Source organism: Embleya sp. NPDC050493 (assembly GCF_044458105.1).
Taxonomy (GTDB): Bacteria; Actinomycetota; Actinomycetes; order Streptomycetales; family Streptomycetaceae; genus Embleya.
On the sequence record NZ_JBITHP010000007.1, the window covers coordinates 333,129 to 357,535 of the forward strand.

At 70.2% G+C, this 24,407-nt stretch carries 23 protein-coding genes and 2 pseudogenes; 14 read left to right on the forward strand and 11 right to left on the reverse strand.

Annotation, left to right across the window (positions count from 1 at the left end):
• Positions 1 to 21 precede the first annotated feature (21 nt).
• Positions 22 to 561 (forward strand): CGNR zinc finger domain-containing protein, encoded by a 540-nt coding sequence (locus tag ACIBM5_RS17360; RefSeq protein ID WP_396007633.1) that lies wholly within the window; start codon positions 22 to 24, stop codon positions 559 to 561.
• Between the two features lie 539 nt (positions 562 to 1,100).
• On the opposite strand, the gene ACIBM5_RS17365 is transcribed toward ACIBM5_RS17360, so the two are convergent.
• The gene (locus ACIBM5_RS17365; RefSeq protein ID WP_396007634.1) at positions 1,101 to 1,526 is read right to left on the reverse strand and encodes a hypothetical protein; all 426 of its coding nucleotides are present in this window, start codon (positions 1,524 to 1,526) and stop codon (positions 1,101 to 1,103) included.
• Positions 1,527 to 1,833: 307 nt separating this feature from the next.
• Here ACIBM5_RS17365 and ACIBM5_RS17370 point away from each other — a divergent pair, with 307 nt between their 5' ends.
• From ACIBM5_RS17370 to ACIBM5_RS17380, 3 genes are all read left to right on the forward strand, one after another.
• On the forward strand, positions 1,834 to 2,640 hold the full coding sequence (locus ACIBM5_RS17370) for a hypothetical protein (protein WP_396007635.1): 807 nt from the start codon (positions 1,834 to 1,836) through the stop codon (positions 2,638 to 2,640).
• Positions 2,637 to 4,691, forward strand: coding sequence for a hypothetical protein (locus tag ACIBM5_RS17375; protein WP_396007636.1), 2,055 nt, complete (start codon positions 2,637 to 2,639; stop codon positions 4,689 to 4,691). The genes ACIBM5_RS17370 and ACIBM5_RS17375 overlap by 4 nt, the downstream gene beginning before the upstream one ends.
• Positions 4,692 to 5,073: 382 nt before the next feature.
• The gene (locus ACIBM5_RS17380) at positions 5,074 to 5,547 is read left to right on the forward strand and encodes a hypothetical protein (protein WP_396007684.1); all 474 of its coding nucleotides are present in this window, start codon (positions 5,074 to 5,076) and stop codon (positions 5,545 to 5,547) included.
• Here the strand turns inward: ACIBM5_RS17380 and ACIBM5_RS17385 are convergent.
• The 3 genes and pseudogenes from ACIBM5_RS17385 to ACIBM5_RS17395 all read right to left on the reverse strand — a co-directional run.
• Positions 5,516 to 5,655 (reverse strand): annotated as a pseudogene (locus tag ACIBM5_RS17385) (transposase); the annotation flags it as partial. The gene ACIBM5_RS17380 and the pseudogene ACIBM5_RS17385 sit on opposite strands and share 32 nt — an antisense overlap.
• Positions 5,656 to 5,838: 183 nt before the next feature.
• The gene (locus tag ACIBM5_RS17390; protein WP_396007637.1) at positions 5,839 to 6,201 is read right to left on the reverse strand and encodes a hypothetical protein; all 363 of its coding nucleotides are present in this window, start codon (positions 6,199 to 6,201) and stop codon (positions 5,839 to 5,841) included.
• 1,031 nt (positions 6,202 to 7,232) lie between these two features.
• On the reverse strand, positions 7,233 to 8,726 hold the full coding sequence (locus ACIBM5_RS17395; protein ID WP_396007638.1) for a PLP-dependent aminotransferase family protein: 1,494 nt from the start codon (positions 8,724 to 8,726) through the stop codon (positions 7,233 to 7,235).
• A gap of 109 nt (positions 8,727 to 8,835) precedes the next feature.
• On the opposite strand from ACIBM5_RS17395, the gene ACIBM5_RS17400 reads away from it, so the two are divergent.
• Complete coding sequence (locus ACIBM5_RS17400) at positions 8,836 to 9,720, forward strand: methyltransferase domain-containing protein (protein WP_396007639.1); 885 nt, start codon at positions 8,836 to 8,838, stop codon at positions 9,718 to 9,720.
• On the forward strand, positions 9,717 to 10,154 hold the full coding sequence (locus ACIBM5_RS17405) for a hypothetical protein (protein WP_396007640.1): 438 nt from the start codon (positions 9,717 to 9,719) through the stop codon (positions 10,152 to 10,154). The genes ACIBM5_RS17400 and ACIBM5_RS17405 overlap by 4 nt, the downstream gene beginning before the upstream one ends.
• Before the next feature lie 94 nt (positions 10,155 to 10,248).
• Here the strand turns inward: ACIBM5_RS17405 and ACIBM5_RS17410 are convergent, their stop codons facing one another.
• The 3 genes from ACIBM5_RS17410 to ACIBM5_RS17420 form a co-directional block, all read right to left on the reverse strand.
• A complete protein-coding gene (locus tag ACIBM5_RS17410) occupies positions 10,249 to 10,725 on the reverse strand; it encodes a MarR family winged helix-turn-helix transcriptional regulator (RefSeq protein WP_396007641.1) in 477 nt (158 codons plus the stop codon).
• Between the two features lie 360 nt (positions 10,726 to 11,085).
• Positions 11,086 to 12,138, reverse strand: a complete 1,053-nt coding sequence (locus ACIBM5_RS17415) for a CU044_5270 family protein (protein WP_396007642.1) — start codon at positions 12,136 to 12,138, stop codon at positions 11,086 to 11,088.
• Positions 12,135 to 12,755 carry an RNA polymerase sigma factor gene (locus ACIBM5_RS17420; protein WP_396007643.1) on the reverse strand — a complete coding sequence of 207 codons (621 nt, stop codon included), beginning with the start codon at positions 12,753 to 12,755 and terminating at the stop codon, positions 12,135 to 12,137. The genes ACIBM5_RS17415 and ACIBM5_RS17420 overlap by 4 nt, the downstream gene beginning before the upstream one ends.
• Before the next feature lie 165 nt (positions 12,756 to 12,920).
• Between ACIBM5_RS17420 and ACIBM5_RS17425 the strand changes: the two genes are divergently transcribed.
• The 5 genes from ACIBM5_RS17425 to ACIBM5_RS17445 all read left to right on the forward strand — a co-directional run bounded on the left by ACIBM5_RS17425 (position 12,921) and on the right by ACIBM5_RS17445 (position 16,377).
• Positions 12,921 to 13,307, forward strand: a complete 387-nt coding sequence (locus tag ACIBM5_RS17425; protein ID WP_396007644.1) for a hypothetical protein — start codon at positions 12,921 to 12,923, stop codon at positions 13,305 to 13,307.
• A gap of 20 nt (positions 13,308 to 13,327) precedes the next feature.
• Positions 13,328 to 13,714, forward strand: coding sequence for a hypothetical protein (locus tag ACIBM5_RS17430; protein ID WP_396007645.1), 387 nt, complete (start codon positions 13,328 to 13,330; stop codon positions 13,712 to 13,714).
• A gap of 994 nt (positions 13,715 to 14,708) precedes the next feature.
• Positions 14,709 to 15,179 (forward strand): hypothetical protein, encoded by a 471-nt coding sequence (locus tag ACIBM5_RS17435; protein ID WP_396007646.1) that lies wholly within the window; start codon positions 14,709 to 14,711, stop codon positions 15,177 to 15,179.
• 168 nt (positions 15,180 to 15,347) lie between these two features.
• Positions 15,348 to 15,956, forward strand: coding sequence for a GPP34 family phosphoprotein (locus tag ACIBM5_RS17440; protein ID WP_396007647.1), 609 nt, complete (start codon positions 15,348 to 15,350; stop codon positions 15,954 to 15,956).
• A 118-nt stretch (positions 15,957 to 16,074) separates the two neighbouring features.
• Positions 16,075 to 16,377 (forward strand): muconolactone Delta-isomerase family protein, encoded by a 303-nt coding sequence (locus ACIBM5_RS17445; RefSeq protein WP_396007682.1) that lies wholly within the window; start codon positions 16,075 to 16,077, stop codon positions 16,375 to 16,377.
• Positions 16,378 to 16,724: 347 nt separating this feature from the next.
• Here the strand turns inward: ACIBM5_RS17445 and ACIBM5_RS17450 are convergent, their stop codons facing one another.
• The 3 genes from ACIBM5_RS17450 to ACIBM5_RS17460 form a co-directional block, all read right to left on the reverse strand.
• Positions 16,725 to 17,546 (reverse strand): SAM-dependent methyltransferase, encoded by an 822-nt coding sequence (locus tag ACIBM5_RS17450; RefSeq protein ID WP_396007648.1) that lies wholly within the window; start codon positions 17,544 to 17,546, stop codon positions 16,725 to 16,727.
• Positions 17,547 to 18,263: 717 nt separating this feature from the next.
• Positions 18,264 to 19,043 carry an ABC transporter permease gene (locus tag ACIBM5_RS17455; RefSeq protein ID WP_396007649.1) on the reverse strand — a complete coding sequence of 260 codons (780 nt, stop codon included), beginning with the start codon at positions 19,041 to 19,043 and terminating at the stop codon, positions 18,264 to 18,266.
• Positions 19,040 to 20,011 carry an ABC transporter ATP-binding protein gene (locus ACIBM5_RS17460; RefSeq protein ID WP_396007650.1) on the reverse strand — a complete coding sequence of 324 codons (972 nt, stop codon included), beginning with the start codon at positions 20,009 to 20,011 and terminating at the stop codon, positions 19,040 to 19,042. The genes ACIBM5_RS17455 and ACIBM5_RS17460 overlap by 4 nt, the downstream gene beginning before the upstream one ends.
• Before the next feature lie 154 nt (positions 20,012 to 20,165).
• Between ACIBM5_RS17460 and ACIBM5_RS17465 the strand changes: the two genes are divergently transcribed.
• Positions 20,166 to 21,365 (forward strand): sensor histidine kinase, encoded by a 1,200-nt coding sequence (locus ACIBM5_RS17465; protein WP_396007651.1) that lies wholly within the window; start codon positions 20,166 to 20,168, stop codon positions 21,363 to 21,365.
• Positions 21,362 to 22,045 carry a response regulator gene (locus ACIBM5_RS17470; RefSeq protein ID WP_396007652.1) on the forward strand — a complete coding sequence of 228 codons (684 nt, stop codon included), beginning with the start codon at positions 21,362 to 21,364 and terminating at the stop codon, positions 22,043 to 22,045. Before ACIBM5_RS17465 ends, ACIBM5_RS17470 begins: the two co-directional genes overlap by 4 nt.
• A gap of 197 nt (positions 22,046 to 22,242) precedes the next feature.
• Here the strand turns inward: ACIBM5_RS17470 and ACIBM5_RS17475 are convergent, their stop codons facing one another.
• Positions 22,243 to 22,416, reverse strand: coding sequence for a hypothetical protein (locus ACIBM5_RS17475; protein WP_396007653.1), 174 nt, complete (start codon positions 22,414 to 22,416; stop codon positions 22,243 to 22,245).
• A 714-nt stretch (positions 22,417 to 23,130) separates the two neighbouring features.
• On the opposite strand from ACIBM5_RS17475, the pseudogene ACIBM5_RS17480 reads away from it, so the two are divergent.
• Positions 23,131 to 24,359: pseudogene (locus tag ACIBM5_RS17480) on the forward strand (IS110 family transposase).
• Positions 24,360 to 24,407: the final 48 nt, after the last annotated feature.

A 24,407-nucleotide genomic window follows, 5' to 3' on the forward strand; every position in this document is an offset into this window, starting at 1 on the left:
CAAGTGGAGATAGCCTGTAACGTGACGGCGCAGGCGCCGTTGATCGCCGAACTTGCCAACCTCGTGACACCCACATGGCGCGGCGGAAGCCCGGCACGGCCGGCACAGGGGGACGAACTCGTCACCGCGTTCTCTGCCGCTGCGGGCGAGCGCATTGCGGCCGCGCTGCGCGACGTTCCCGATGCGGCGACGCGACTGACCACGCTGGCCGTCGCGTTGCGCGACGCCTTGACCGCGCCGACCCCGGCAGAGACGGCGGCGCGGATCAACGCCATGATGAGCCGCTACGCCGCGCGGCCCTATCTGGTCGAGGACGAGGACCAGCCGTTCCACCTGCATTTCCACGGCTCGGGTGAGACGGCTGTGGAGGCACTGGGCGGCGAGTTCGCCACCGCGCTCGCGCTCGTCGTCGACGGCTACGGTTCGAACCGCTTGGGCATGTGCGAGGCGCGTCGATGCGAGGGGGTCTACATCGACCTGACCCGCAACGGCTCGCGCCGCTATTGCGGCCCGGCGTGCACGGCCCGCGCCAAGACGGCCGCCTACCGCAGCCGGCAGTAGCCGCTCGACCGCGACCGGTGCGCAACTGCCCGTACCGTCGCATCGCAAAGATCTACGTCCGACACGTCCTCACCGCTGTCGACACCGACATCGACCGGCTCAGCGGATGCATGCCATCGGGTACGACCCCCCTGAGTACGCAGAGACCCAGTCGCTTCGGCCGTCCATGCCGGGTGTCCGAGGAGACCGCAGCGGTGCCGTCGACAGCGTGTGGTCGCGGGCCCGGGTTGCCTCCCTGACAAGTCGCGGCCAGGGCCCGCCCCACGCGAAGCGAGAGCACTTCGACAACTGGCGCACTCGTCCAGCCGCTCTCGCAGGCTCGGAGACGGACAAGTAGCCGGAGGAAGCCGCGAAGGCGGGCCGGCGGCCCCATGACGTCCAGCGTTTCTCGTTCGAGCTCGAACCGGCAGAGGCGCGGTGGAGTCTTCGTCGCCGAAGCAGCGACGTGCACATCACGATCCGGGCGGCCCGGGGCGGCCGACCCCGCCGGGATGCGGTTGGATCGTCCGCAGGTCTGGCCGCAGGCCCCCTTCGGGCACTCAACCGGCGTCGGCGTCCTGTCCGGCGGCGGGCGTGCGGCAGCGGCGTACGTAGTACGCGTACGTGAGCGACAGCAGCAGGGGCCCGCAGATCATGCCCGGCGCGATGCAGACTCTGGCCAGGATCATCCAGCCGGTGCTGTCATAGCCGACTTCCTCCAAGTCGCCCACTCCCGTCCAGGCGAGAAGGGAGGGCGTCCAGAAGGCGATCGCGGCCAGTGCGCCCAGGGTCGCGGGAATGATCGCCGTCCTCGGTCGAATGCGCTTGCCGCCGATGACGGGGAGCCACGCGGGTGCGACCTCCCCCCAGCCTCGAACGAGGCCGAAGGACAGCAGTGCCAGGCACTCGGTGATCACGCTGAGCCCGAAGACATAGGGGATCGACAGCCACAACGGCGGCAGGGATCCCTGGTCCTCCATGCCCATGTCGAAACCGAAGGCGAACGGCAGCCGCCACAGGCACTGGGGCGGCAGGAGCAGGGGGATGGCAGTCGGCCGGGCAACCGGCCGGACAGCCGATCGGACGGCCGCGGGACAGCCGGGTGGACGAAGCCATCGCCGCCGTGGACGGATGGTTCGCGGCGACGTGCCGTCCGATGTGTCGGAGGCTGCTTCTACTGTGTCCGGCATGGGAGTTGCGTCGTTGGAGCGAATACTGCGTGAGGATCCGGGAGATGTCGCCGCGTGGCGTGCCTACGGTGAGGTGTTGCGAGAGCGGGGCGATGCCCGGGGCATGCTGATCGAGTTGGATCTGCGTCTCGCGCATGAGGTGCGGGACGACAAGCGGCGGGTGCTCCGGGGTGAGATCGAGTTCCTGACGCAGGAACATCGGGAGCGCTGGGATGCTGAACTGCCGGACGGCGTAGAGGCCGTGGCGCGGGTGCACGGCTTCGCCACGAAGGTGTCCGTGGCGTGGGAACCGGAGGCGCCCGCGCGGATCGCCGAGGCCCTGGCGGGGCGCTTTGTGAGCAGGTTGCGGATCCGACCGGGCAGCGCCGCCGAGGAGGCGGACGACGAATACTGGAGCGACGAGCCCGACTTCGACGAGTACGACGTGCCACTCCCGCCGCCGCCCCACGAGGCCGATGCCCTCGCGGATCTCGATCTCGGCGGAATCCGCGAACTGGACCTTTCGCACTTCCGCTTCGCCGACCCCGGTGCTCGACACCTCGCCGCCGCGACCTCCACCGCGCGGGTTGAAACGCTCGATCTGCGCTACTGCGGTATCGGCGACGACGGCATGAAAGCCCTGGCCACCTCCGCGACTTTTGCCCATGTCCGACGGCTGCACCTGCAACACAATCGACTTACCGGCGAGGGTGTGCGTGAACTGGCCCGCTTCGAGCGGCTTGGGGAACTCGACCTCCGATACAACCGCATCGGCGCGGATGGTGCTCGGGCCTTGGTCGAGGCGCCGTTTGCCGGGTCGCTGCGGCGACTGCTCGCGCACCGCCGGGACGTCTCCGACGCTGGTGTGGAAACGCTGGCTTCCGCCGCCGGGCTTCCGAGCGCACTGCGCAGTTTCTGGAGGAGCGTATGACTGGCATCGAACCCGGCGAACTCCGTGATCGCTTCTTCGCGTTGTCGACCGGTTCGGCCGACGAAGACGAGGTGGCCCGCTACCGCGCCGAGGTCGACGCGATCGACACCGGCGCCGCCACCGTCGTCGACGGACTGGCGGTCTCCTGGCATCCGACGGCACGCTTCAAGGCGGTGCGCTTCGTTGACGCGGAGCACATCGACGCGGCGGTGCGGGAGTGGTTCGCCCGGCCGAGTACGCAAGCGCCGCATCTGGCGGCCGTGTTCGTGGACCCGCGCGAGCTGTCGTTGCGGACCTTCGAGAACATCGTGCCCTTGGACCGACTCTTCGAGGGTGTGGCGCTGGAGTTCACGCTCGACAAGCCGGTGGAACTCGCGCGAGACGCCTACTCGGCACGGTTGCGGTTGCCGGACGCCGCTCGTGCCCGCATCGAGGACCTGGACGAGCTGAACCTCTACGTCCCGCCGCTCAACGGTGGCCTCCGTGGCGGCGAACGCTTCATCTTCCACTCGGCGCTGCTGGCCGATGCACTCACCGAGGCGGTGTCCCGGGCGCTGCCCGAGGCGGTGCTCGACGGCTTCTCGCATGTCAACCCGGTGTTCCGGTGCAACCGCTTCGAACCGGGCGACGCCAACTTCCACCGGCATCGGGACACGCCCTACCACGACGCGGCGCGCGGGCACGTTTCCCGGTACACGGTGCTGCTCTACCTCACCGGTGGCTCGGGCGAGCCCGCACTCGACCTGACCGGGGGCGTCGCACTCACCGACATCGGGGCCTTCGACTGCGTCGTCTTCGACCAACGGTACGAACACGAGGGCGCGCCCTACCGGGACGGTCGCAAGGTGTTCCTGCGCACCGAACTGATCCACCACCAGGCCGAGGCCGATATCGTCCACGATCCGAGGATCGGCGCGTTGTTCGGCAAGGCGTGTTACCTGACCGGTGAAAGCGTCTTCGCCCCGGAACTCGCCCGATACGCCGATGCCTACTACAACCGCGTTGCCGCTGCACACTGGAACATTCCGTACGGCGACGACGCGCGGCGCGAGCCGTTCGTCCACAAGCGATTTCGTGGGGTGGACTTCGTCGCGAACGGCTACGACTTCTGGTTCGGACGGCGCGAGGGACTGTCGCTCGCCGCGTGCGCCGCGATCACCCTGCTGGACTACTTCAACTGCAAGCTCGGCGAGACGGCGTTTCGCGACATCTGCGAGTCGGTCGTGATCGAGGCCGAGGGCGCTGACTGGATCCCCGGCTTCCTTGCCGGGCAACAGGGCGCAGCCACAAACGTGTTCGAAGGTGAACAGGCTGCGGATGCGGTCGCGTCCTTCGACAAGTCCCTGCTCTTTCCCGAATCGGAGGAGCCGAACGGCGTCTGCTGTCCGTTCCACGATTACGACCAATTCGACGCCACGCGTTTCGACGAGGTCATCGAACTCCAGGAGGTCGCACAGGACTTCGCCAAGGCGCACATCATGCCCGCGCCGATCCTGATGCTCGGCCAGGACGTGGTACTCGATCCGGACAAGTTCGTGGTCCGGGACAATCGCATCCATGTGCTCGGCAAGGATTCGCTGACCCCGGTGAACTTCGCGGCTTGCTGGAACTCGGGCGGCATCCCGGCCAATTACCTCGACGTGATGGCCACCGTCGATGCGGCCCACTTCCTCGTCCCGCCGATTCTCTATGCCGAGACGGACGACTGCTTCCACCTGCGCTTCGACTTCTTCCGCAACACCTGGATGATCAGGCATCGACAACTGCCGGTCCCCGTCCCCAGGATCCGCGACACGGAGGAAATGGACTTCGACCCGGACGACTGGGAGACCCCGGTCGATACGGCCACGGCCTACCCCTGGATGACCGCGATCGACTCCTCACTGCTCGTGGACCCCACGGGCGAACCCGAACCGACCCCGTGGTGGGCCAACGAAAACTCACGCGCCGACGACCTCCGCAGCCACCTCCTGGACATCGAGGAGGACGAGGAGGAAGAAGACCTCGACCCGGAGGATGACGAGGGCGAGGAGGAAGACGCGAACGACTGACCCGGTCGGTGTTGCCTGAGCCGACCGTCGTCCTGAGTCCGGGTGCAGGTATCGAGCGTCGTGTCGTTCGGCACGGAGGAAGGAGCGGATCGTTTCGGGTCCGAAGTATCCGCCGTGACGGTGTTGAGCCAGGCGAAGACTTCGGTGCGGTATTGCTCGGGTGCCTGCTCGGCGGAGGTTCCAGCCGGTGGTGCCGAGGGCGTCGAGTTCGAGGTAGCGGTCGAGCGCCCGGCCCACACCGGGGCCGGAGATGTCGCGCGGCGATGGCGCAGTCGGTCCGGTTTCGAGGTCCGGCGACGGGGTTCGACCTGCGGCAGCGCGTCCAGCGCGGCGCGTTGATCGGCGGACGGGGCGGCGGCGAGCAGGCGCCAGGTGCGGCGGTGTGTGCGTTCGCGGATCGTGGCGATCAACCGCTCCAGTACGTCGCTCCCGGCAGCAGGACCTCGTTCTCGACCCCGAGTCCGCCCGCGAACGCGGCAAGACCATCGGCGATGCCAACGTCGCCGACGACGGCATGCTCACCATGGTCCTCCACCTGCGCGACCAAGACACGAGCCTGCGCGACATCGTCGAGAAGCTCGTCGTCACCCGCGGCGCGAAGAAGGCCACCATCCGTCCCGCGCCACCGTCATGTGCGTGCTCCGCGACCACGACGAACAGGCGGCTTCCCGACCCGCTCCCGACCAACCCGAATCCGCTCGCCGCCGGCGGCACCCAGCCGCACGATCGGCCGGCGGAACGCCTGAAGGTGCAGAGTTATCGACTTCGAACGCTTCCCGGTCGCGCACGCTCACGAGCAGATACGGCAAATTCGCCGGCGGAGTCTGCTCGGTCGGGAAGTGTCCTCGGGCTTTGACCGCGCGTCGGATGCGGCGTGCACGGACTCGATCGCGTTGGTGGTGCAGACGATCGTGTGGATCTCGGTGTCGAAGTCGAGAAACGGGACGAACCCGGACCAGGCATTCCTAGGACGCCCTTGCTTGTCGGGTCGATCCCCGCTCGGCCGGCATGACAAAGCGCCTCCACCGGCCGTCACCGGTGCCCGTTCTCGGCCGCCGACGAAAAAATCTGGTCTCCGTGATCCATCTGCGGTAGGTCCGCCCACAGAAGGTGCTGTGCGGTCTCGGGCGAGCTGCCGTCGAGTGGGTCACAGGGTGCGCAGGCGCAGTGGAGTCGCGTACGCGCACAGCACCACTCCCGCTGCGGCGACGGCCTCCTCGGCTCTTCGCAACACGGCGATTGCGCGCGGATCGAGTTCCGCGCACGCCAGCACCTGGCACAGTTGGACGCGACCCGGCGCGGGCGCGGAGGGCTCTCGCCGGTACGTCATGACGTGCGCCTTCAAGGCCAGTTCGACTCGGGTCCGTACCCGGGCAACCTCTCCCGATGGGATGACCCACTCGGTCAGGTCGAGCCTGGTTTGCATGTCCGCGGGCAGCATTGCCAGCCAAGGCACCGCCATGGTGGCGGCCTCCCAGGTGGGCTCCCGAGGTTCGAGATGGTGTCGCACGAGAACCATTGTCTCCCGGTGGAGAACCTGCCCCGAAGGACTCGCTGGAAGCGCTCCCGGCTCAGCGTGCTCACCGAGTGCCTGGCATTGCTGTCCTTCGGTTTCGTTGGAGGTTGGGGGGAGGTCGCACCCGTGTGGCTCCTCGGCATCGGCGGCAGACGCATTCGACCGATGGCGGCGATCATTCCGCGACCGTGGCCCACTGGGCGCGATCGTCTTCCGGACACCCGTCTTTCTCGCCTGGACGGGAGTGGACGACCCGGAGGAAGTCGGCTACGACGGCTCCGGCTGGATGATCCTGGCCAGAGTCTGCATCGCGCCGGGCATGATCTGCGGGCCCTGCTCCGGGCGCTGACGTACGCGTACTTCGTACGCCGCTGCCGCACGCCCGCCGCTCGACAGAGTGCGGACGCCGGTTGAGTGCCGAATGAGGCCGACGGGCAAACCTGCGGACGATCCAGCCCCACGTCGACGAGGTCGGCCTCGGTCGCCGCGACCCGGCAACCCTGTCACGTCGCTCCCCATCCGTATCCGGTGGCCGCCTACGCTCGTGGACGACGAGGATGACCCGGACGCCGGGGGCCCGCAGTTCGGCGAACTTGACGGCCTCGTCCAACTCGGGCCGCCCGCCGGCGCGGGTGGAAATCTCCTCGGACAAAACCCGGGCCACGCCCGCCTCGGCCGGAGGAGTCGAGCCGGGACTCCAGGGCCTGCCGGGCCGTGGAGGCCCGAGCGTACTCAAGACGTGCGTGAGCGACCGACTCCGCGCCGGTACGCGCGGGCCGGGCAGCTGGGTCCGGACAGAGCCGGGCTTGCGGACAACGGGGGTCGGCTTCGCGCCCGCTGTGGCTGCCGCCCGCTGCCGCGCTGGAACATCGCGGGGACCGTGACAGTGGCTGCCTGGGCCGCCCCACTCCCTGGCGGCGTTGAGCGTCTCCCGTACCCGCGTGAGTTCCGACGGGGCGCCCTCCACCGGCCGGCTCGCGCTCAGCTCCTCTGGCAAGGGGTGTGTTGCCGGTTGGATCTCGTGGTCAGGACAGGCGTCGCAGGGCATCGCCGATGGTCGCGATGCCCTCGGCGATCTCGGTGGGCGTGCGCGCGGCGTAGCCGAGGACCAGGCCCGGTCGGGTGGGCCGTTGGCTGTGCCAGGACAGCGGTTGCACTTTGACGCCGCGCGCGAGTGACGCGGCGGCGAGGTCGACGTCGGCGAACTCGCTCGCGAAGGTGATCATCAGGTGCAGACCGGCCGCCGCGCCGTGGACGACCGCGCCCGGCATGTGGGTTTCGATCGCGTCGATCATGGCGTCCCGGCGGCGGCGGTGGCGGCTGCGGAGGAATCGCAACTGGCGTTCCATGTGGCCCGACTCCATCAGTTCGGCCAGGACCAGTTGGGGCAGTACGGCGTTGCCGAGGTCGGCGAACCGTTTGGCGTCCACGAGAGCGTCCCGGTACTTGGGCGGTGCGAGCAGCCATCCCACCCGGAGGGCGGGGGCGAGGAGCTTGGACACGCTGCCCGCGTAGCAGACGTGCTCCGCGAGCATCGACCGCAGGGCGGGAACGGGAGGCCGGTCGTAGCGGTGTTCGGCGTCGTAGTCGTCCTCGATGATCAGCCCGCCCTCCGTGCCGGCCCAGCGCATCAGGTCGCGGCGCCTCTCGCCGCCGAGCACCACGCCGGTCGGAAACTGATGGGCGGGTGTCAGGAGCACGGCCGCGGCGCCTTGGGCGCGCAGCGCTTCGACCCGGATTCCGTCGGCGTCGACCGGGATCGGCGGAGCCTCCAGTCGCCAGTGGTTAAGGTGCTGGCGGGCCCCGAGTGACCCGGGATCCTCGACGGCGACCTCGTGGATCCCGTCGTCACGAAGCACCTGGGCCAGCAGGCCGAACGCCTGAGCGGTTCCGGCGACGATGATCACCTCGCCCGGGTCCACCAGGATCCCGCGGTTGCGGGCCAGCCAGTTCGCGACGGCGTGCCGCAACGCCGGTGTGCCGCGAGGATCCCCGTATCCGAAGTCGGACGGCGCGAGGCCGCCGACCACGGTGCGTTCGGCGCGCAACCACGCCGTTCGCGGAAACGCTGCCAGGTCGGGCATGCCGGGCGACAGGTCGACGCGAGACGGTGCCGCCCGCAACGCGTCGTAGATGTCCGCGCCGGGAGCGGCGACGAACAGTGCGCTCATCGACGGCGGGTCGACGGTCTCCTGCGGGCCCCGTGCCGCCGGCGCGGACACGGGAGCGGCCACGACGACCGTTCCGCCCCGCCCGCGCCCGGCGACGTGTCCGTCGTCGATCAGCCGGCGGTATGCCTCGGTGACGACGCCACGAGAGACGCCGAGTTCGCCCGCCAGGACCCGCGTGGCCGGCAACCTGCTTCCCACCGGCAGCCGGCCGTCCGAGATCGCGAGCCGCAGTCGCCGCGCCAGCCAGTCGGCCAGCCCGCCTATCGGCGCGTCGCCGACGTTCAACTGAAGGAAGTCCGACCCCAACATTATGGACCGGTCGACAGCATCGCCATTGGACCTGTTCATCGGACCAATGTAACGCGAGGGTGAAGTCATGAACATCGATCCGGCCACCGCCCCTCCCGCCGTCGACGAACAGCCCTCATCACACGATCTCGCCACGCAGGCGCATGGCATGCGGAGGCGAGCTGTGGCGGAGGGCGGCTACGTGCACGGATACTCGCCGGTCGAGGCCCGCCGACTGAACGACCAGGCGGACGCCCTGGCGGCCCTGCTGCACGCCGGCACGACCTATCCGGCCGGCAGCCGCGTCCTCGAGGCCGGTTGTGGGGTGGGAGCGCAGACGGCGCGCCTGGCTTCGGGCAGCCCCCGGGCGCAAATCACCGCGGTGGACGTCTCCGAGGACTCGCTCGCGCAGGCCCGCGCCCACGTGGCGGCCAACGTGCCCGAGGCCCGAGTGCAGTGGCGGTGCGCCGATCTGTACGAACTGCCCTTCTCCGACGGGATGTTCGACCACGTGTTCGTGTGCTTCGTCCTGGAGCACCTGAAGGACCCCGAGGGCGCGTTGGAGGAATTGCGGCGCGTACTGCGGCCAGGCGGCACCGTCACCGTGATCGAAGGCGACCACGGGTCGGCGTTCTTCCACCCCGACAGTGCCTATGCCCGCGCTGCGATCGACCGCCAGATCCAACTCCAGTCCGCGGCCGGCGGAAACGCGCTGATCGGCCGGCGACTGGAGCCGCTGCTGTCCGCGGTCGGGTTCGCCGATGTCGCGGTCCGCCCGTGCACGGTCTACGCCGACCGGGCCCGGCCCGGGTTGGTCGAAGGATTCACGCGCAACACCTTCATCGCCATGGTCGAGGCCGTCCGCGACAACGCCCTGACGGCCGGTCTCACGACCCGAACCGAATGGGACCGCGGAATAGCCGACCTGTATCGCACGACGGAACCCGGCGGCACCTTCCACTACACATTCTTCAAGGCAGTCGCCGTGAATCCGGGCTCGCCCACTCACACGCGAAGCACCGCGTCAGGTCCGTGGGCCGTCTCATGTGGATGACGCTCGGTCTCCTCGCAGTGGTCGCGCTCATCGGCGTCGCCGCGGCAACCGGACGCGGCGTGCACGACAGTCGCGATACCGCCTACGGGCTGAGGGTGCCCGCCGCGACGCCTCCGCCGCCTTTGTCACGATCGCCTGCGACGCCCTGTGCCGCGAGCCGCCGCCCGCCCGTCCCCAAACCCTCCGCCGCCCAGGCCCCGCGCGCAACCGAGCGATCGCCGGAGCCCGACCCGGAGCGGACACCGGCATCGCCCGGAATCCGAGACGTGGTCGACGCCGGCGCCGTTCGCGTCACGGGCGCTCGCGCCTCCGATACCGCCGCGCCCGCCGAGGCCGCGCGCGCGACCGATGGCGAGGTGACCGACCCGGCCCTGCCGTCGCAAGGCGCACCGCTTCCGGCACCGCTTCGCATGACGGCCCGTCGGGTCGACTGATCGGGCGGCGGAACTCACGGTGACCCGTTCGTCGACATCGAAGCGACCGGCCGGGTCCGCTATGTCGTCCTGGCCGGCGGCGTACCGGGTGCGGTCACCATGCCGGGCGGATCGGTCCCGGTGGTGTGAGCCGGGTCAGGTCGGCGACGAGTTCACCGAAGCGCGCCTCGCCCAGTGTCTCCTGCCATGTTGCGACAGCCGCCCGGGCGGCCTGATCGGCAGCGCGTGTGGCGGCCCAGCCGGCCTCGGTAAGTCTCAGAAGCCGGGCGCGGGCATCGTGGGGGTGCGGATGCCGTGCCACGTATCCCTTGCGGACCAACTCCTCGACCAACTGGGCGGCGGCCTGCTTGGTCACCCCCGGATGCTCGGCCAGGGTGGCCGTGGTGGCGTCGCCCACCGAGATGCGGGCGAAGACGAAGCCGTGTGCCGGCCGCAGGTCCTCGAAACCCTGCTGGGACACGCGAGCGTGAATCTCCTGCACCAAATGCCCGGAGAGTGCCAGCACAACTGCGGAGAAGGCCAGAGCCAACTCGTCAAGCTGCTTGTCTTCATGGACAAGTATCTTGTCCATAGGAGACCTACATGCCCTTCATCCGAAACGACGAGGCCGTCGTGCACGAGATCCACGGTGTTCGCTTCGTTCACCCAAAGGCGCATGTGCGTTGCCATCCGTGGCCAGGGTAGGCGCCCAGTGGTGCGGCTCCCCCGTGGTCGACGCTGCGCGGTTCGACGCCCGGTCATCCCCGTCCGGCCGTCGAACCGCGCCCTTGCGCCGAGGGGATCCGGCTGGTGACAGAGCGGTCACGACTCCTCGTGAACGGCGACATCCCCACGCCACGAGTCCACCACTGCCGCCCGGGCAAGCACGACTCGTCTCGCCAACACCCGTAACGCCCCAGCCCGCACCACCCGAACGTCGGAGGGCGCTGCGTCAGGTGAGCGGCCCCGACGTTGCTTGCGGGACGTCGCCGACTCGATCCACCAGGCCCTGCCGGTCGATCGTGGTCGAGACCAACACCGTACCGGCGACGATGCCGTCGCCGTCCCTGGTCTGGATGGTGCGCATCCCGAGGTAGCGGAAGGTGTCACCGTCGAAGATCCACTCGACGCGGTACACGCTGCCCGGGTCGTCGAAGAGCAGCGCGACGCCGTGCCGGCCCTTGGCGTCGACCGCGTCGTCGACCACCGAGACGCCTTCGAGGCCGGCGATCACCCGGTAGAGCGCGGCGCGTTGCGCGGGCGGGGTGAAACCGGTCACGACGAGATTCATCAGGTGGTGAAACAACGGCACTCCGTCCGCCGCGAGCGGACGGACCACTTCCAGCAGCTGGGTCGGGTCGGTGGGCAACGCCGCGAGCCACGCGTATCTGGACGTGCCGTAGCCGGGAACCGACGGGCCGGCGGCTTCCACGGTGCTCTTCATCAGCTCGAGCCTGCCGTGCTCGGTCTGTTGGACGCGCTCCCACAGGACATCCGGCGTGGACCCGTCGGTCGAGCTCCACGACTGCTCGTCCACCGGCACGCGGTAGCCGACGGTCTGCACGCCGTTTCCGTGATGTTCGGTCCGGTACGTGAAGCCGCTTGTCGCCGTGTACGCGAATCGACCGGCACCCGGCGGTTTCGTCGCCTCCCGGCCGGCCGCGACCGCGAGGTGTTCGAGCACCGCGGCGGCCTCGGAGCGCGATCCAGGAAGAATCTGCACGATCAGCGGCGGCGCGGCGACCGGGGTGGTCGGCCGATCGTGGTTGAACCCTTTGGAGACCACGCCCGCGCCGACGAGCACGGCCGTGGCGACCAGGGGGGCGAGGACGTAGCCGAAACGGCGACGGGCGCTCGGGCGCGGACTCGCCACAGGGTTCGTGACCTCGGCAAGGTGATGCAGGAAATGGGCCCGCAGTTGCCGGTGTCGCTCGTCGGTCAGGTCGGCGACCACCGGTGCGCGGAGCGGACCCTGGTCGATGTGCTCGGTGTGGTCGGATTTCACGACGATTTCTCCCTTTCCTGCCGAACCGCCGGAAGGCGGTCGGCTCTCGGCTGCCGGCGCGGTGGGGACGGTTGCCTCTCCTGCGCCATCAGGTCGCGCAGTTTGCGGCGGGCGCGGGACAGCCGCGAGCGCAGTGTGCCGATCGGTACGCCCAGGGCTTCGGCGGCCGCGGCGTAGTCGAGTCCCGCCCAGACGACGAGGGTGAACACCTCGCGTTCGGGACGCCGCAGGCGCGCCAACGCACGGTGTGCGGCAGCCAACTCCTCGGCGTCGGCCGACCGTTCGACCACCCCGTCCGCGAGGTCCGGGACGTGCTCGCAGGCCGGGATCCGGGCCAGGGCCGCCTGATAGCGGCGGGCCGCGCGGGCACTGTTGCGCAGAACGTTGACGGCGATCCCGAACAGCCATGGGCGCAGGCTTTCGCCTTCGGGGGCGACCTTGGCACGCAGCCGCCAGGCCTCCAGGAAGGTGAGCGAGACGACGTCGTCGGCGAGGGAAGGATCACCCGTGACGCGGGCGGCGTGCCGGTGTATGACCCTGGCGTGGGCGTCGAACAGCGCGGCGAACGCATCCGGGTCGCCTGCGCGTATTCGGGGCCTGAGTTGGTCTTGGTCCACACCATGCTCTGTCCGCGCGGACCTGAGGGTTCCCGGGTTTCGGCAGATTTTACGACCGCTGGCGCGACGTCGGTGCGCTGGGGGATGATCCGAATGCGTCGGCTCGGTGTCCGAGGGGTCCGGTGGTCCTCACACCGGGCGGACCACTTCGGGAGGATGAACCGCGTGTCCGACGACGACCGGGCCCCGATCTACCAGAGCGTTGCCGATGTCCAGCTCGAGCGGCGCGTCGCCGCGCTCGAGCGCTTGGCCGAGACCCGGGATGTCCTGGACCGCACGGAGGCCTTGGCCGCCCGCCGGCGCCGGCGCGTCGAACAATCCCGCACGGACCTGCTGGAGAAGATCTCCCGCGTCCAGGACGACCTTGGCGAGACGCTGAGCGAGCTCACCGCGTTCGTCGCCGAGCAGCGTGCCGCGAACGCCCGGATCATTGAACTGCTGACCGCCCTGACAGGCCGGGACCCGAACTCGCGCCAGCCGGGTCCCGGGCCGCTCGGGCGATGCCGACCCGGCGGCGCCTCGGTGCTATCTCCTGAACGCGGGAGGTGGTAGCGGGGGACGAGGTATCCGCCGTGTTCGTCGTCGTGGCCGACTGCTCCGACCGCGACCAGGCGCCGGGCGGCGTCGAGGACCTGGTCGACGTCGGTCGGTGCGGTGTCCTCGCCGGGCAGCGGGATCGGCCGCTCCTCCAGGTACAACAGCACGAGCGCGGCCATGGTGGGTTCCCCGCGGGCCGGGATCAGTCCGTGTCCCAGCGCCCACAGGGATTTCGCGGCGTCGACCTCGACCGGCTCGCCGTCGAAGTCGAACCGGTACATCGCCGGGAACACCCGATCACCGATCACCTCGACCCGCTCCCGGAACATCACACCCGGCGTGAACGACGGCGCCTGCGCCCTCGACCGCGCCGCAGGGACACCACTCGCACGAACCCGACCTCTACGACCCATGCCCTGTGAACTCCCCCGTCGACGCGGCGGCCACGCCTACGCGGCCCGGCCGGCCGCCGGTGGCCTCATACGTCCAGCCGGAGGCGGACCCGCTCGTCGAGGTACGCGTCGTAGATCTCGTCGTCCAAGACGACGCCGTCCGTCGCACCCGCCGGCCGGGCAGCCACCCCGTATGTCCGGGAATCGATCCACCCGTGTCACAGGGATTCGCGCGTCGTTGTCGGCCCTTGCGGCACGGACATCCCCGATGCAGTGGTGTGCCGGACCGAAAAGAGCGAAGGGGCCGTCCCAGGTAGCGATGCCGTGATGACGGCGCGAGCGGGCCAACGGGTCGAGGCGATCCTCCTCGCCGTGATCGAGCCACCCGGGGAGCCGCCTGTTCACGTCTCCAGACGAGCGGGGTCGGGGGCCACGTGGTGGCGTCGGTGATCGCGGTCTCCAGGCTCTGGTATCGCCATCGGGATCCGCGCGGTGGGCGATGTGCCAGCGGCCGAGGGGCGCGGGTTCGACGGTGACGGGGTGGCCGTCGCGTTCCCCGACGAGATAGGCACCGGATTCCTCGTTCCACAGGTGCGCGTGTCGCGCCTGCGCCTCGGCGAGCACCCGATCCCGCCTGCGCTGACGGGCGGCGTTTCTGTCGCCTGCCAGGCGGGAGAGTATGCCCGCGCGGACCTGGGTGTAGGTGCGGTCGGCATATGTGGTGCCCTACCAGGTCACGGCCCGCCGCCGTCCGCGCCGCCCGAAGCGGACGGCCGTCCTCGTCCGGGCGCCGTTTCCTCACCCGTCCTCCTTCGGCGAGCGTGGTCCCCCGGGGGGCGAGGGGGCGGCGCGGTGCGGTGCCCAGGCGGGCCCTCACGCGATGTCGAGTACGTGAAAGCCGGCCGTTGGGCGCGCGGCACCCGATCGACGCCGTCGGCACCGATCACACGCGTGCCACAGGTCCCGGCCCACGGGATTTCCCGATTCGTCCGACAGACCCAGTCGGCCTCGGTAGCGTCGATATGTGACCGATGGACCACATCGCCCGCTCCAGGTGTTCGGCGCGCCGAGCACAATCGTGCGTTGCGAAGACTGCTGGTGGACGCAGGAGTTGGACGAGTGCCTGCACGAGGACGACCCGCAGGGCGTCCTGGACTGGCACATCGCCCATCCCCACGACGCGGTGGACCACCTGCGACCGCCCGGGCGCAACAGACGCCTGGCCATCCCGACATACCTGCGCTGGCTGAACCACGGCGGGCTGGTGATCGGCGACGAACGCACCGGCGGCCTGGGCACCGGCTACAACACGCAGTGCCTGGCCATCTACGAGTCCTCGCGGTCGACGGCACCCTCGACGCCGCAGTCGCCGCATTCACCCGCGCCCCGAACACCCCACCGGACCGTGTCCGCCGCGAAATCGACTTCCTCACCAACAGCCCGTACCGCAAAGGACTCCTGTGGTCGGCCCGCAAGGGACGCCGCCCGGCGGTGAACGCTCTTCGAAGGGCCACGGCGGTGCATCCACAGGGGCGGCGGCGCGGCCCCGCGCTCCTCACGAGCACATCGAGGGTGCGGTCTCCGCCCGCCGTCCCTAGGCTCGTAGGCGGGAAGCGCCGACACCGGCCCGTGGTCTTCCCGTCGCCCATGACGTGGAGCCGCTATGACGACAGCCCGCGATCTGATGATCACCGCCATGGACGCGGCGCCGGACGGCACTGTCAGGCAGGGTGACCTGTCCCTCGCCCTGGCCGGTGCCGAACTCGTCGACCTCCTCGCGGCGGAAACCGTCACCCTGGACGGCGACCTGATCGTTCCCGGTATCCCGATCGCCCTGGACGACCCCCTCCTGAACGAGGCCGTGTCGATGCTCAGCCGAGAAGGGCCGCCGGAGTCGGTCGAGGACTGGCTCTGGCGCAGGGGCCGAAACCTGGCTGCCACGTATGCGGCCACCTTGGCGTCGGAGGGCCAACTGTCCCGACGACGTCGCCGATGGGCCCCGTTCTCCACCGGCCGGGTCGTGGTCTCCGATTCCGCAGACCACCGGCACGCCAAGGACCGGTCGGCCGACCACGAACCCGTCCTCACGGCACTGGCGGCCGCGGGGGCAGGCATCCCCGGCAACGACGAAGGCGCGCAGTCGGCTCCGTCCGAGGGGCCCGTGGCGACCGTCCTCACCGCAGTCGAGGACGCGGTGACGGAGCTGGCCGCCGTACGACAGCGGCGCACCATCGAGCAGGACGCCTTTGACAACACCTGGCGCGCTCCCTAGGCATGGACGCGCGTGTCGCCGGTGTGTCACACGAGACAGCAACCAGTGCGTCGTGCACGACCTGTCCCCGCGAGGTACAGGGTCCGTGCCGAGCGCCTCGGAGAACGGAGTCGTGCACATGCGGGAGTTCCTGGTCGAGATCACCACGACGATTCCCGAGGGCACCGGTCAGGACGAGGTGGACCGGCGGCGCGCCGCCGAAGCCGCCCGTGCCCACGAACTGGCCGTCTCCGGAAACCTCGCGCGGTTGTGGCGGCCGGTGGGCGAACTGCGCAGCATCGGGATTTGGCGGGCCGCAAACGAGGACGAACTACAGGAGAAGGTTCTCGGCACACTTCCGCTCCGCCCGTGGATGACCATTGCGGTCACCCCGCTGGATTCCCACCCGAACGACCCCGGCAGGGCCGACGGCACGTCGTGACACCGCATCACCGGGGGCGGCGAAGCCGTCAGGCCCGGATGTGCGGCCGGCGGCCATTGCGCAGCGCGCCGAGACGTCCGTGGCAGGCGACAGGTGAGGCGGATCCGATGGGTTGCGGGCCGGGTGGTTCGCGGTGGACGCGTAGGCGAATTCGCCGGTCCGGAAGGCTCGCGCCGGAGCCGCCGAATCGGTGAGGCGGATGTCCGCGCTGCCGTCGGCCCTGGCGGTGCCGACTCCCTTGCCGGCGGGCCCCCGGCTTCGAGCCTGTTCGGTCGCGGGCATGGACGTCGACGGCCTGCCCGGCCCGGCCTCTCCGACGTGGACCGGGACCGGTCGCCGGCGGCGGCTCACGTCTTGCGTGCCACGGCTCCGTAACAGGACACGAGCGCGGGGTCGGTGTGTGTCTCGCCGGTGGGGCGCCATTGCGACACGGGCACCACGCCGGGTTCCTCGATCTCCCGGTCGCCCAGGAGGTCCGCCACTTCGTGAAGGCTGCGTGGGCGTACGGTGATTCCGGCGTCGGCGTAGGCGCGGACGAGTCCGGCCCAGCCCTGGGGGTCGTAGTCGTCGGTGGCGTGGGAGATGACCGGGCGACTGCCCGAGGGCAGTCGCCCGGTGAGGCGGCGCAGCAGGTCGAGGGGGTTCTGGTCGTCGGGGATGAAGTGCAGGATGGCGACCAGGAGGAGGGCGACGGGTTCGTCGGTGGTCGGTGTGCGGGTGAGTTCGGGGTGTTGGGTGATCGACTCCGGGCGGCGCAGATCGGCGTTGATGTAGGCGGTGCTGCCGCGGGGTCCGCTGGTGAGCAGGGCTTGGGCCAGGGTCAGGACGATCGGATCGTTGTCGACGTAGACGACCCGGGCGTCGTCGCGGATGGCCTGGGCCACGTGGTGTGTGTTGCGCCCGGGGGCGGGGATGCCGGTGTCCATGTCCACGAAGTTTCGGATGCCCGAGCGGGCGAGGTGCTCGACGGCGCGCAGGAGGAATGCGCGGTTTTCGCGGGCCGTGGTCCGCAGGGTGGGGAATGCCGTGAGTGCGGCGTCGGCCGCCTCGCGGTCCGGGTCGAAGTTCGTGGTTCCGCCGAGGTAGTAGTCGTACATGCGCGCGGGATGTGCGCGGTTGATGCCGATCTCCAAGGATGCGTGTGTTTTGGGTGCGGACTCGTCCGTCACGGTGCCCCCTGATCGTCGTCCGGGCCCCGCATGGCCCGATCGTCTCGCGTGATCATCGCGAATCGGCGTCGTCTGCGGGGCGCATCCGGGCGTAACCCATCGCGAGGGGTGTCACAAGCGCACAATGGGGTGGCGTGCGTGCCGGGACGATCGGAGATCGCCGCGCAAGAAGGCGTTGCGCGCCGCCCGCACCGACGCCACCACCTTGCAGGTCAGACTCGACGCACTCGCGTCGGCGATCGCGAGCCCCCACCCCGAGAACCGGATCCTGCGACGACCGCGCGAGCCCACCGGCCGTCCTGCCCGCAACCGACATGCCGACCGATGCGACGGATCGCGACCCGACGATTTCGTGAGCCGCCTTCCCGCGCCTCCCCAGCGACGCCGACCCGCCCGCGCTCGACGGGTGACGGGCGAACCCGCGTGGTAGCGGGGGTCCATGACGATGCGGGTACCCGACGAACCGATACTGGCGAGATCCGTGCAGGAATTGCCTGAGAACGGCTGTTTCGAGCCGAAGTGGGACGGTTCTCCAGACATTGGAACGGTGTCTCGTCCGAGTGACTTCCTACGTCCCCGGCGGCGCTGTGTCCTGGCCACGGTGTCGCCACATGCGCGCCGAGGCCGCCGCCGACGTCGACGCCGTCATGGCAACGGGCTCCCCGAACGCCTCCATTCCGCAGGCGCCGTGACTGCCGGGCCCGAACGGCCGGCCGGTCAGGCGTCCCGGCGCTCCAGCAGCCACCCGGCCGACCCCAGGGCGAGCACGAGGTAGACGGCGCATTCCACCACTGCCATGGTGATCGAGGGACGTCCGTCCTGCCCGGGGCCGGTCGTCGTGCTCAGGGCCTGGAACACCGACTGGAGCGTCCAGCTCTGCGCGGTGTCGCTCGCGGCGGTCACCATCGGCGCGACGAAGAACAGGCCGAACAAGGCTGTGACCGCGCCTGCCGAGTGCCGCACGATGACACCCATGGCCAGGCCGAGTACGGCCATCACGGCCACGAACGCGCCGGTCCCGGTCACAGCGCGCAGCACGTGCGGGTCGCCCAGGCCGACGTCGAGATGCTTGTCGGCCAGGATCGAGCGGCCGACGAAGTACGTCGCGAACGCGATCGTCTCCCCGACCGCGAGCGTCAGGCCGCCGGTGACCAGCACCTTCGCCGCCAACACCCGACGACGGCGGGGCACGGCGGCGAAGGTGATCCGGATCAGGCCCGAGCCGTACTCCGAGCTCGTGCACAGCACCCCCAGCGCGCCGAGCGCGAGCACCACGACGTAATAGCCGCCGCTGAAGCCGAATCGGACCGGGTCGAACGCCGCGCGCTTGTCGGCCGACATGTCGTCCCAGTCTGCGACCAGATTGGCGTAGTCGAACGCGCCGAGGCCGAGCGCCACCACAGCCGCGAGGCCGACCATCAGGTAGGTGGAGCGGATCGAACGCAGTTTGATCCATTCCGAGGCGAGCACGCCCCCGGGGATGAGCACAGACATCATGACCGCGGGCCCTTCCGTACGGTGCCGCCGCGGGTGGTGTCGTCGGCGGCGGTGTCCGCGCCTGCGATGTCGCCCCGATACTCGACGCTCTCGTCGGTGATCTCCAGGTAAGCCTCCTCCAACGACGCCTGGCGAACCGCGAGTTCGTGGATCACCAGCCCATGGGCAGCGGCGATCTCGCCGACCCGGGAGAAGTCCGGGCCCACCACCGCCAGCGCCCCGTCGGGTTCGGTGACCACGGTCGCCCCTTCGGCGGTGAGCAGCCGGGCGAGTTCGGCGCCGTGCGGGGAGCGCACCCGCACATCGGTCCGCGAGCTGCCTCGCACGAACTCGGCCATGTCGGTATCGACGATCAGCCGACCCTTGCCGACCACGATCACGTGGTCCGCGGTGAGCGCCATCTCGCTCATCAGGTGGCTGGACACGAACACGGTCCGGCCCTGCGCCGCGAGGTCGCGCATGAGCGTGCGGATCCACCGGATACCGTCCGGATCGAGGCCGTTGACCGGCTCGTCCAGCAGCAATACCCGCGGGTCGCCGAGCAGCGCGCAGGCGACCCCCAGGCGCTGCCGCATCCCGAGCGAGAACCCGCCGACCCGGCGCCGAGCCGCGTCGCTCAGGCCGGTCGTCTCCAGCACCTCGTCGACCCGTCGGCGCGGGATGTCGTTGCTCGCCGCGACGCTCGCGAGGTGGTTGTAGGCGCTGCGCCCGCCGTGCCCGACGCCCGCGTCCAGGAGCGCGCCGACCACGCGCAGCGGCCGATCCAGGCTGCGGTAGGGCCGGCCGTCGACGAGCGCACGGCCGGAGCTTGGGGCGTCCAGGCCCAGGATCATCCGCATCGTGGTGGACTTGCCCGCCCCGTTGGGACCCAGAAAGCCGGTCACCCGGCCCGGTTCGACGGTGAACGTCAGGTCGTCGACGGCCACCGTGGCGCCGTACCTCTTGGTGAGTCCGAGGACTTCGATCATCTCTTCTCCCAGTTCGCGGATACGTCCTCCACCGTGTAGGGGCGACGCGCCCGCGTCGTCCCCCTGCGGCCATGGCCGGCCGAGCGGCGTACGACCGTGGTCATAGGTCTCGCGATCGATGGCCGGGCGGACCGGCACATCTACGCTGAGCTGCATGGATTTCGAACCGGCGCGGCCGCTGACCAAGAGGTTGCGGCCCGGTCACTGGGTGGCGTTGGACGTCGTCGTGGCACTCGTCGCGACGCCGATCGCAGGGGTACGGGTGGTGAACGCGTATCACCACTACGACCCGCACGGGCGGGGCTACCCGGAGCCCTCCGCCGGCGAGCTGGGCGTCGCCCTCGCGGCGGTCGTGCTCCTGGGTCTCGCGTTCGCCGCGCGCCGGGTGTGGCCGCTGCCTGCCGCCGGCACGATCCTGGCCGCGTGGCTGGTGGTGGTGGCGGTCGACGGACGGCTCACCATCGCGCTCGTGGTGGGCGGTCCGTTCGTGGTGCTCGCGACGATGGCGGTCGTGTACGTCGCGGCGATCCGCTATCGGCCGCGGTCGGGGCTCGTGGTGCTCGGTTCGGCCCTGGTCGGCAGCGCGGCGTGGTGGTTCGGGTCGGCCGAGCTGCGGCGCAACGGGTGGTTGCCGGTGCTGTTCTCGGTGTGCGCGTGGGCCGTCGGGTACGCGGCCGGGCGCCATCGCGCGTACGCGGCCGAGGTGCGCGAGCATCACGCCCACGTGGTTCGGTCCGAGTTCGCGGAGGAGCGGCTGCGGATCGCCCGCGAGGTGCACGACGTGGTGGCACACAGCCTGGGAGTGGTGAACGTGCAGGCCGGATACGGCGGTTTCGTGCTCGACACCCGGCCCGAGGAGGCCCGGGCCGCGCTCGCGGCGATCCGGGCCACCAGTCGCGACACCATCCACGAGATGCGGGGACTGCTGGGCGTGTTGCGGGCGGGAGCGCCTGCGGATCGGCTGCCCGCGCCGGGGTTGGCCGACCTGGGGTCGCTGGTCGAGCAGACGACGCGGGCGGGCGTACGGGTGGACCTGATCGTCGTCGGCGACCCGCGCGAGCTGCCGGCCGGCATCGAATTGTCCGCGTATCGGATCGTCCAGGAGGCGCTGACCAACGTGGTGCGGCACGCGCACACCCGGGCTGCCCGGCTGGAAGTCACCTACCGGGAGGACGAGTTGGCGATCGAGGTCGTCGACCGCGGGCGCGGCGGCCCGATCGCGCCCGGCGGGCACGGATTGGCCGGGGTTCGCGAGCGGGTCGGTTTGTACGGTGGCGAGTTCAGCGCCGGGCCGTTGCCCGAACGGGGCTTCCGTGTCGCCGCCGTGCTGCCGCTCGCCGGGCGGGCCCGGTGAGCGTGCGGGTGCTGGTCGCGGACGACCAGACCCTGGTACGGGTGGGGCTGTGCGGGATCGTGGCCGCCGCGCCCGGCTTCGACGTGGTCGGCGAGGCCGGCACCGGCGTGGCCGCGGTCGAACTCGCCCGGCGAGAGTGGCCCGACGTGGTCCTGATGGACATCCGGATGCCCGACATGGACGGCCTCGAGGCCACCCGGTTGATCACCGGCGCGGGCGGCCCGCCCGGGGTGCCGGGGGTGCGGGTGCTGATCCTGACCACGTTCGACCTGGACGAGTACGTCTACGACGCGCTCCGCGGCGGCGCGAGCGGCTTCCTGCTCAAGGACACCCCGCCGGCGGAACTGCTCGCCGCGATCCGGGTGGTCGCGGCCGGCGACGCGCTGATCGCGCCGAGCGTGACCCGCCGCTTGATCGCCGAGTTCGCCGCCCGCCCGACCGCGGGACCCGTGCAGCCGCCACCCGGGCCCGATCCGCTCGCCGTCGTCACCGCCCGCGAGCGCGAGGTCCTCGCCCTGATCGCCGACGGCTGTACCAACGGCGAGATCGCCCGGCGGCTGCACATCACCGAAGGCACCACGAAGACCCACGTCGGCCACCTGTTGACCAAGCTCGGCGCGCGCGACCGGGTCCAGTTGGTGATCATCGCCTACCGCTCGGGACTGGCCGCGGCGGGCTGACCCACCGGACGATACGGCTTCCTGTCACGGCGATGTCCGGAACAACATCCCGTGATCAAGTACCTGTACAAGAACGGCATGGGGCGTCTCGCACCCCGCGCGCGCCGCATCGTCCCCGCGTGGCACCAGGACATCCGCCGTCGCCCTGAAGGGGCACTCCGCATCTCGAAACCCGCTCTCCGAATCTCGGTCGAGGACTACCTCGTGAGGAGCTCCACCCCGAGGAGGGCTGCGGTTTTGGTGTAGACGGTCCGGGCGAGAGCGTCGATCAGGGCCAGGCGCGAAGGGGTGTCCGGCTGGGAATCGCTGGAGAAGCCGCCGCTGGGGCTCGGTGTGGGCGAGGCGCCGGCGAGCCAGACTGGGGTCTGCACACCTTCGTCCGGGTGATGGCGAACGGACGGAACAGCGGGGCGGTCAGCTGCATCAGACCGCCGGCGTTGCTGTTCATCCCGGTGCCCTTGACCATGCCGGGATTGGCGTTGTACAGGCTCATGCCGTCAGGCAGGCGGTGTGCGAGTTCTCGCGCGGCCAGGAGTCCGGATCCCGCGAGCCACCCGCGGCATCAACTACATGGCGATCGTTCGGGCGTTCCACCTCGACCTCGCCCAATGGTCGATGGACGACCCGGTACGCCGGGGCGTCCGGGCCGCGCCCTGCCCCATCAGGGAAGACGAGATGTCACGCAGGAAGGAGCGGGCCGGCCGCAGGTCAAGGCGGCGTCCGGTGTCCTCGCGGTTCACCACGGTGCGGCAATGGTGCCGGCGCTCGTTGCGCCGGGTGGACGCCTCGAGGCTGCCCGGCCCCTGAGACCCCAGCCGAGGCAGGGCGGTGCCCGGTGCCGCCCAGCGTCAACACCCGTGCACTGATCCCTCGTTGGTGTTTGTGGTGCGAGCCCGCCGCACGGTGACCTCTTGTTAAGCCCGAGCCGTCCGAGCTCCCGCATGGACCGAGGCCCGTGGGGTGAGCTGGTGCCACGAACGGCTACTGAGGTGGCGGACCGGCGTTCGAGTCGAGTCCTGGGATTGGGTCGCCGCGTGGCCCGCATGGGCTCGTGACCAGCGAAAACAGCAAAGGAGAGGAACATCTTGATCTACTGCGGCATCGACTGGGCGGAACGGACACACGACGTCGCCCTGGTCGACGAGGGTGGCCGGCTACTGGCCAAGCGGCACATCACCGACGACGCCGCCGGCTACAAGATCCTGCTGGATCTGCTGCCGAGTACGGCGACACCGAGGTGGTCCCTATCCGGGTGGCTATCGAGACCTCCCGCGGCCTCCTGGTCGCCGTCCTGCGGACCGGGAAGCGGCAGGTGTTCGCGATCAACCCCATGGCTGCCGCCCGCTATCGCGACCGGCACAGCGTCTCGCGCAAGAAGTCCGACTCGGGCGACGCTCTGGTCCTGGCGAACATCCTGCGTACCGACATGCACGCCCACCGGCCACTGCCGGCGGACAGTGACCTCGGCCGCGCGATCGCCGTCCTGGCCCGCGCCCAGCAGGACGCGACATGGAACCGGCAGCAGATCTCCAATCAGCTCCGCTCGCTGCTGCGGGAGTACTACCCGGCCGCCCTGGCGGCCTTCGAGTCCTGGCGGAACGGTCTATGCCGCCCGGAGGCCCACGCGCCTCTCAAGGCCGCCCCGACACCGACCCGGGCCGCGCGGTTGACCCGCACGCAACTGGAGGCCGCGCTCAAGCGGGCCGGCCGACAGCGGGGCATCGCGGCCGAGGTTGAGCGGCTCCGTGAGGTCTTCCGGGCCGACTGGGCCCACCAGCCGTCGATGGTCGAAGAGGCGTTGGGCAGGCAGATGCTTGCGCTCCTGGTCCAGTTGCAGGCCGCCTGCATCGCTGCCGCCGACCTCGCCGAGGCGGCGGAAGAAGCTTTCCCTCAGCACCCGGACGCACAGATCATCGTCAGCTTTCCCGGACTCGGCATCCAGATCGGCGCCCGGGTGCTCGCCGAGATCGGAGACGACCGCAACCGCTTCGCCGACGCTCGCGGGCTCAAGGCGTACGCGGGAGCTTCGCCCATCACCAGAGTCTCCGGGAAGAAGTCGAGTATCACCCGCCGGTGGGTGAAGAACGACCGGCTCAACCACGCGGGCTACCTGTGGGCGTTCTCCGCGATCACTGCCTCACCCGGCGCCAAGGCCCACTACCGGCGACGCCGCAACGACCACGGAGACTGGCATGCAGCCGCTCAGAGGAACCTCTTCAACCGCATGCTCGGAAAGCTCTGCCACTGCCTGCAAAACCGCGCACTGTTCGACGAACAGAGCGCGTTCCCCATCGAACTCGCCGCCACAGCTTGACGGGTTAGGGGCCTGAGGTATCTGCCTGGCAGGGGCGGAGCCGGTGGT

Coding starts and splice junctions, on each gene's coding strand:
- ACIBM5_RS17365 (WP_396007634.1), bottom strand. CDS start 1,526: ATGGGCATGGAGGACCAGGGATCCCTGCCGCCGTTGTGGCTGTCGATC.
- ACIBM5_RS17370 (WP_396007635.1), top strand. CDS start 1,834: ATGCTGATCGAGTTGGATCTGCGTCTCGCGCATGAGGTGCGGGACGAC.
- ACIBM5_RS17375 (WP_396007636.1), top strand. CDS start 2,637: ATGACTGGCATCGAACCCGGCGAACTCCGTGATCGCTTCTTCGCGTTG.
- ACIBM5_RS17395 (WP_396007638.1), bottom strand. CDS start 8,726: ATGAACAGGTCCAATGGCGATGCTGTCGACCGGTCCATAATGTTGGGG.
- ACIBM5_RS17400 (WP_396007639.1), top strand. CDS start 8,836: ATGCGGAGGCGAGCTGTGGCGGAGGGCGGCTACGTGCACGGATACTCG.
- ACIBM5_RS17405 (WP_396007640.1), top strand. CDS start 9,717: ATGACGCTCGGTCTCCTCGCAGTGGTCGCGCTCATCGGCGTCGCCGCG.
- ACIBM5_RS17410 (WP_396007641.1), bottom strand. CDS start 10,725: ATGGACAAGATACTTGTCCATGAAGACAAGCAGCTTGACGAGTTGGCT.
- ACIBM5_RS17440 (WP_396007647.1), top strand. CDS start 15,348: ATGACGACAGCCCGCGATCTGATGATCACCGCCATGGACGCGGCGCCG.
- ACIBM5_RS17445 (WP_396007682.1), top strand. CDS start 16,075: ATGCGGGAGTTCCTGGTCGAGATCACCACGACGATTCCCGAGGGCACC.
- ACIBM5_RS17455 (WP_396007649.1), bottom strand. CDS start 19,043: ATGATGTCTGTGCTCATCCCCGGGGGCGTGCTCGCCTCGGAATGGATC.
- ACIBM5_RS17460 (WP_396007650.1), bottom strand. CDS start 20,011: ATGATCGAAGTCCTCGGACTCACCAAGAGGTACGGCGCCACGGTGGCC.
- ACIBM5_RS17465 (WP_396007651.1), top strand. CDS start 20,166: ATGGATTTCGAACCGGCGCGGCCGCTGACCAAGAGGTTGCGGCCCGGT.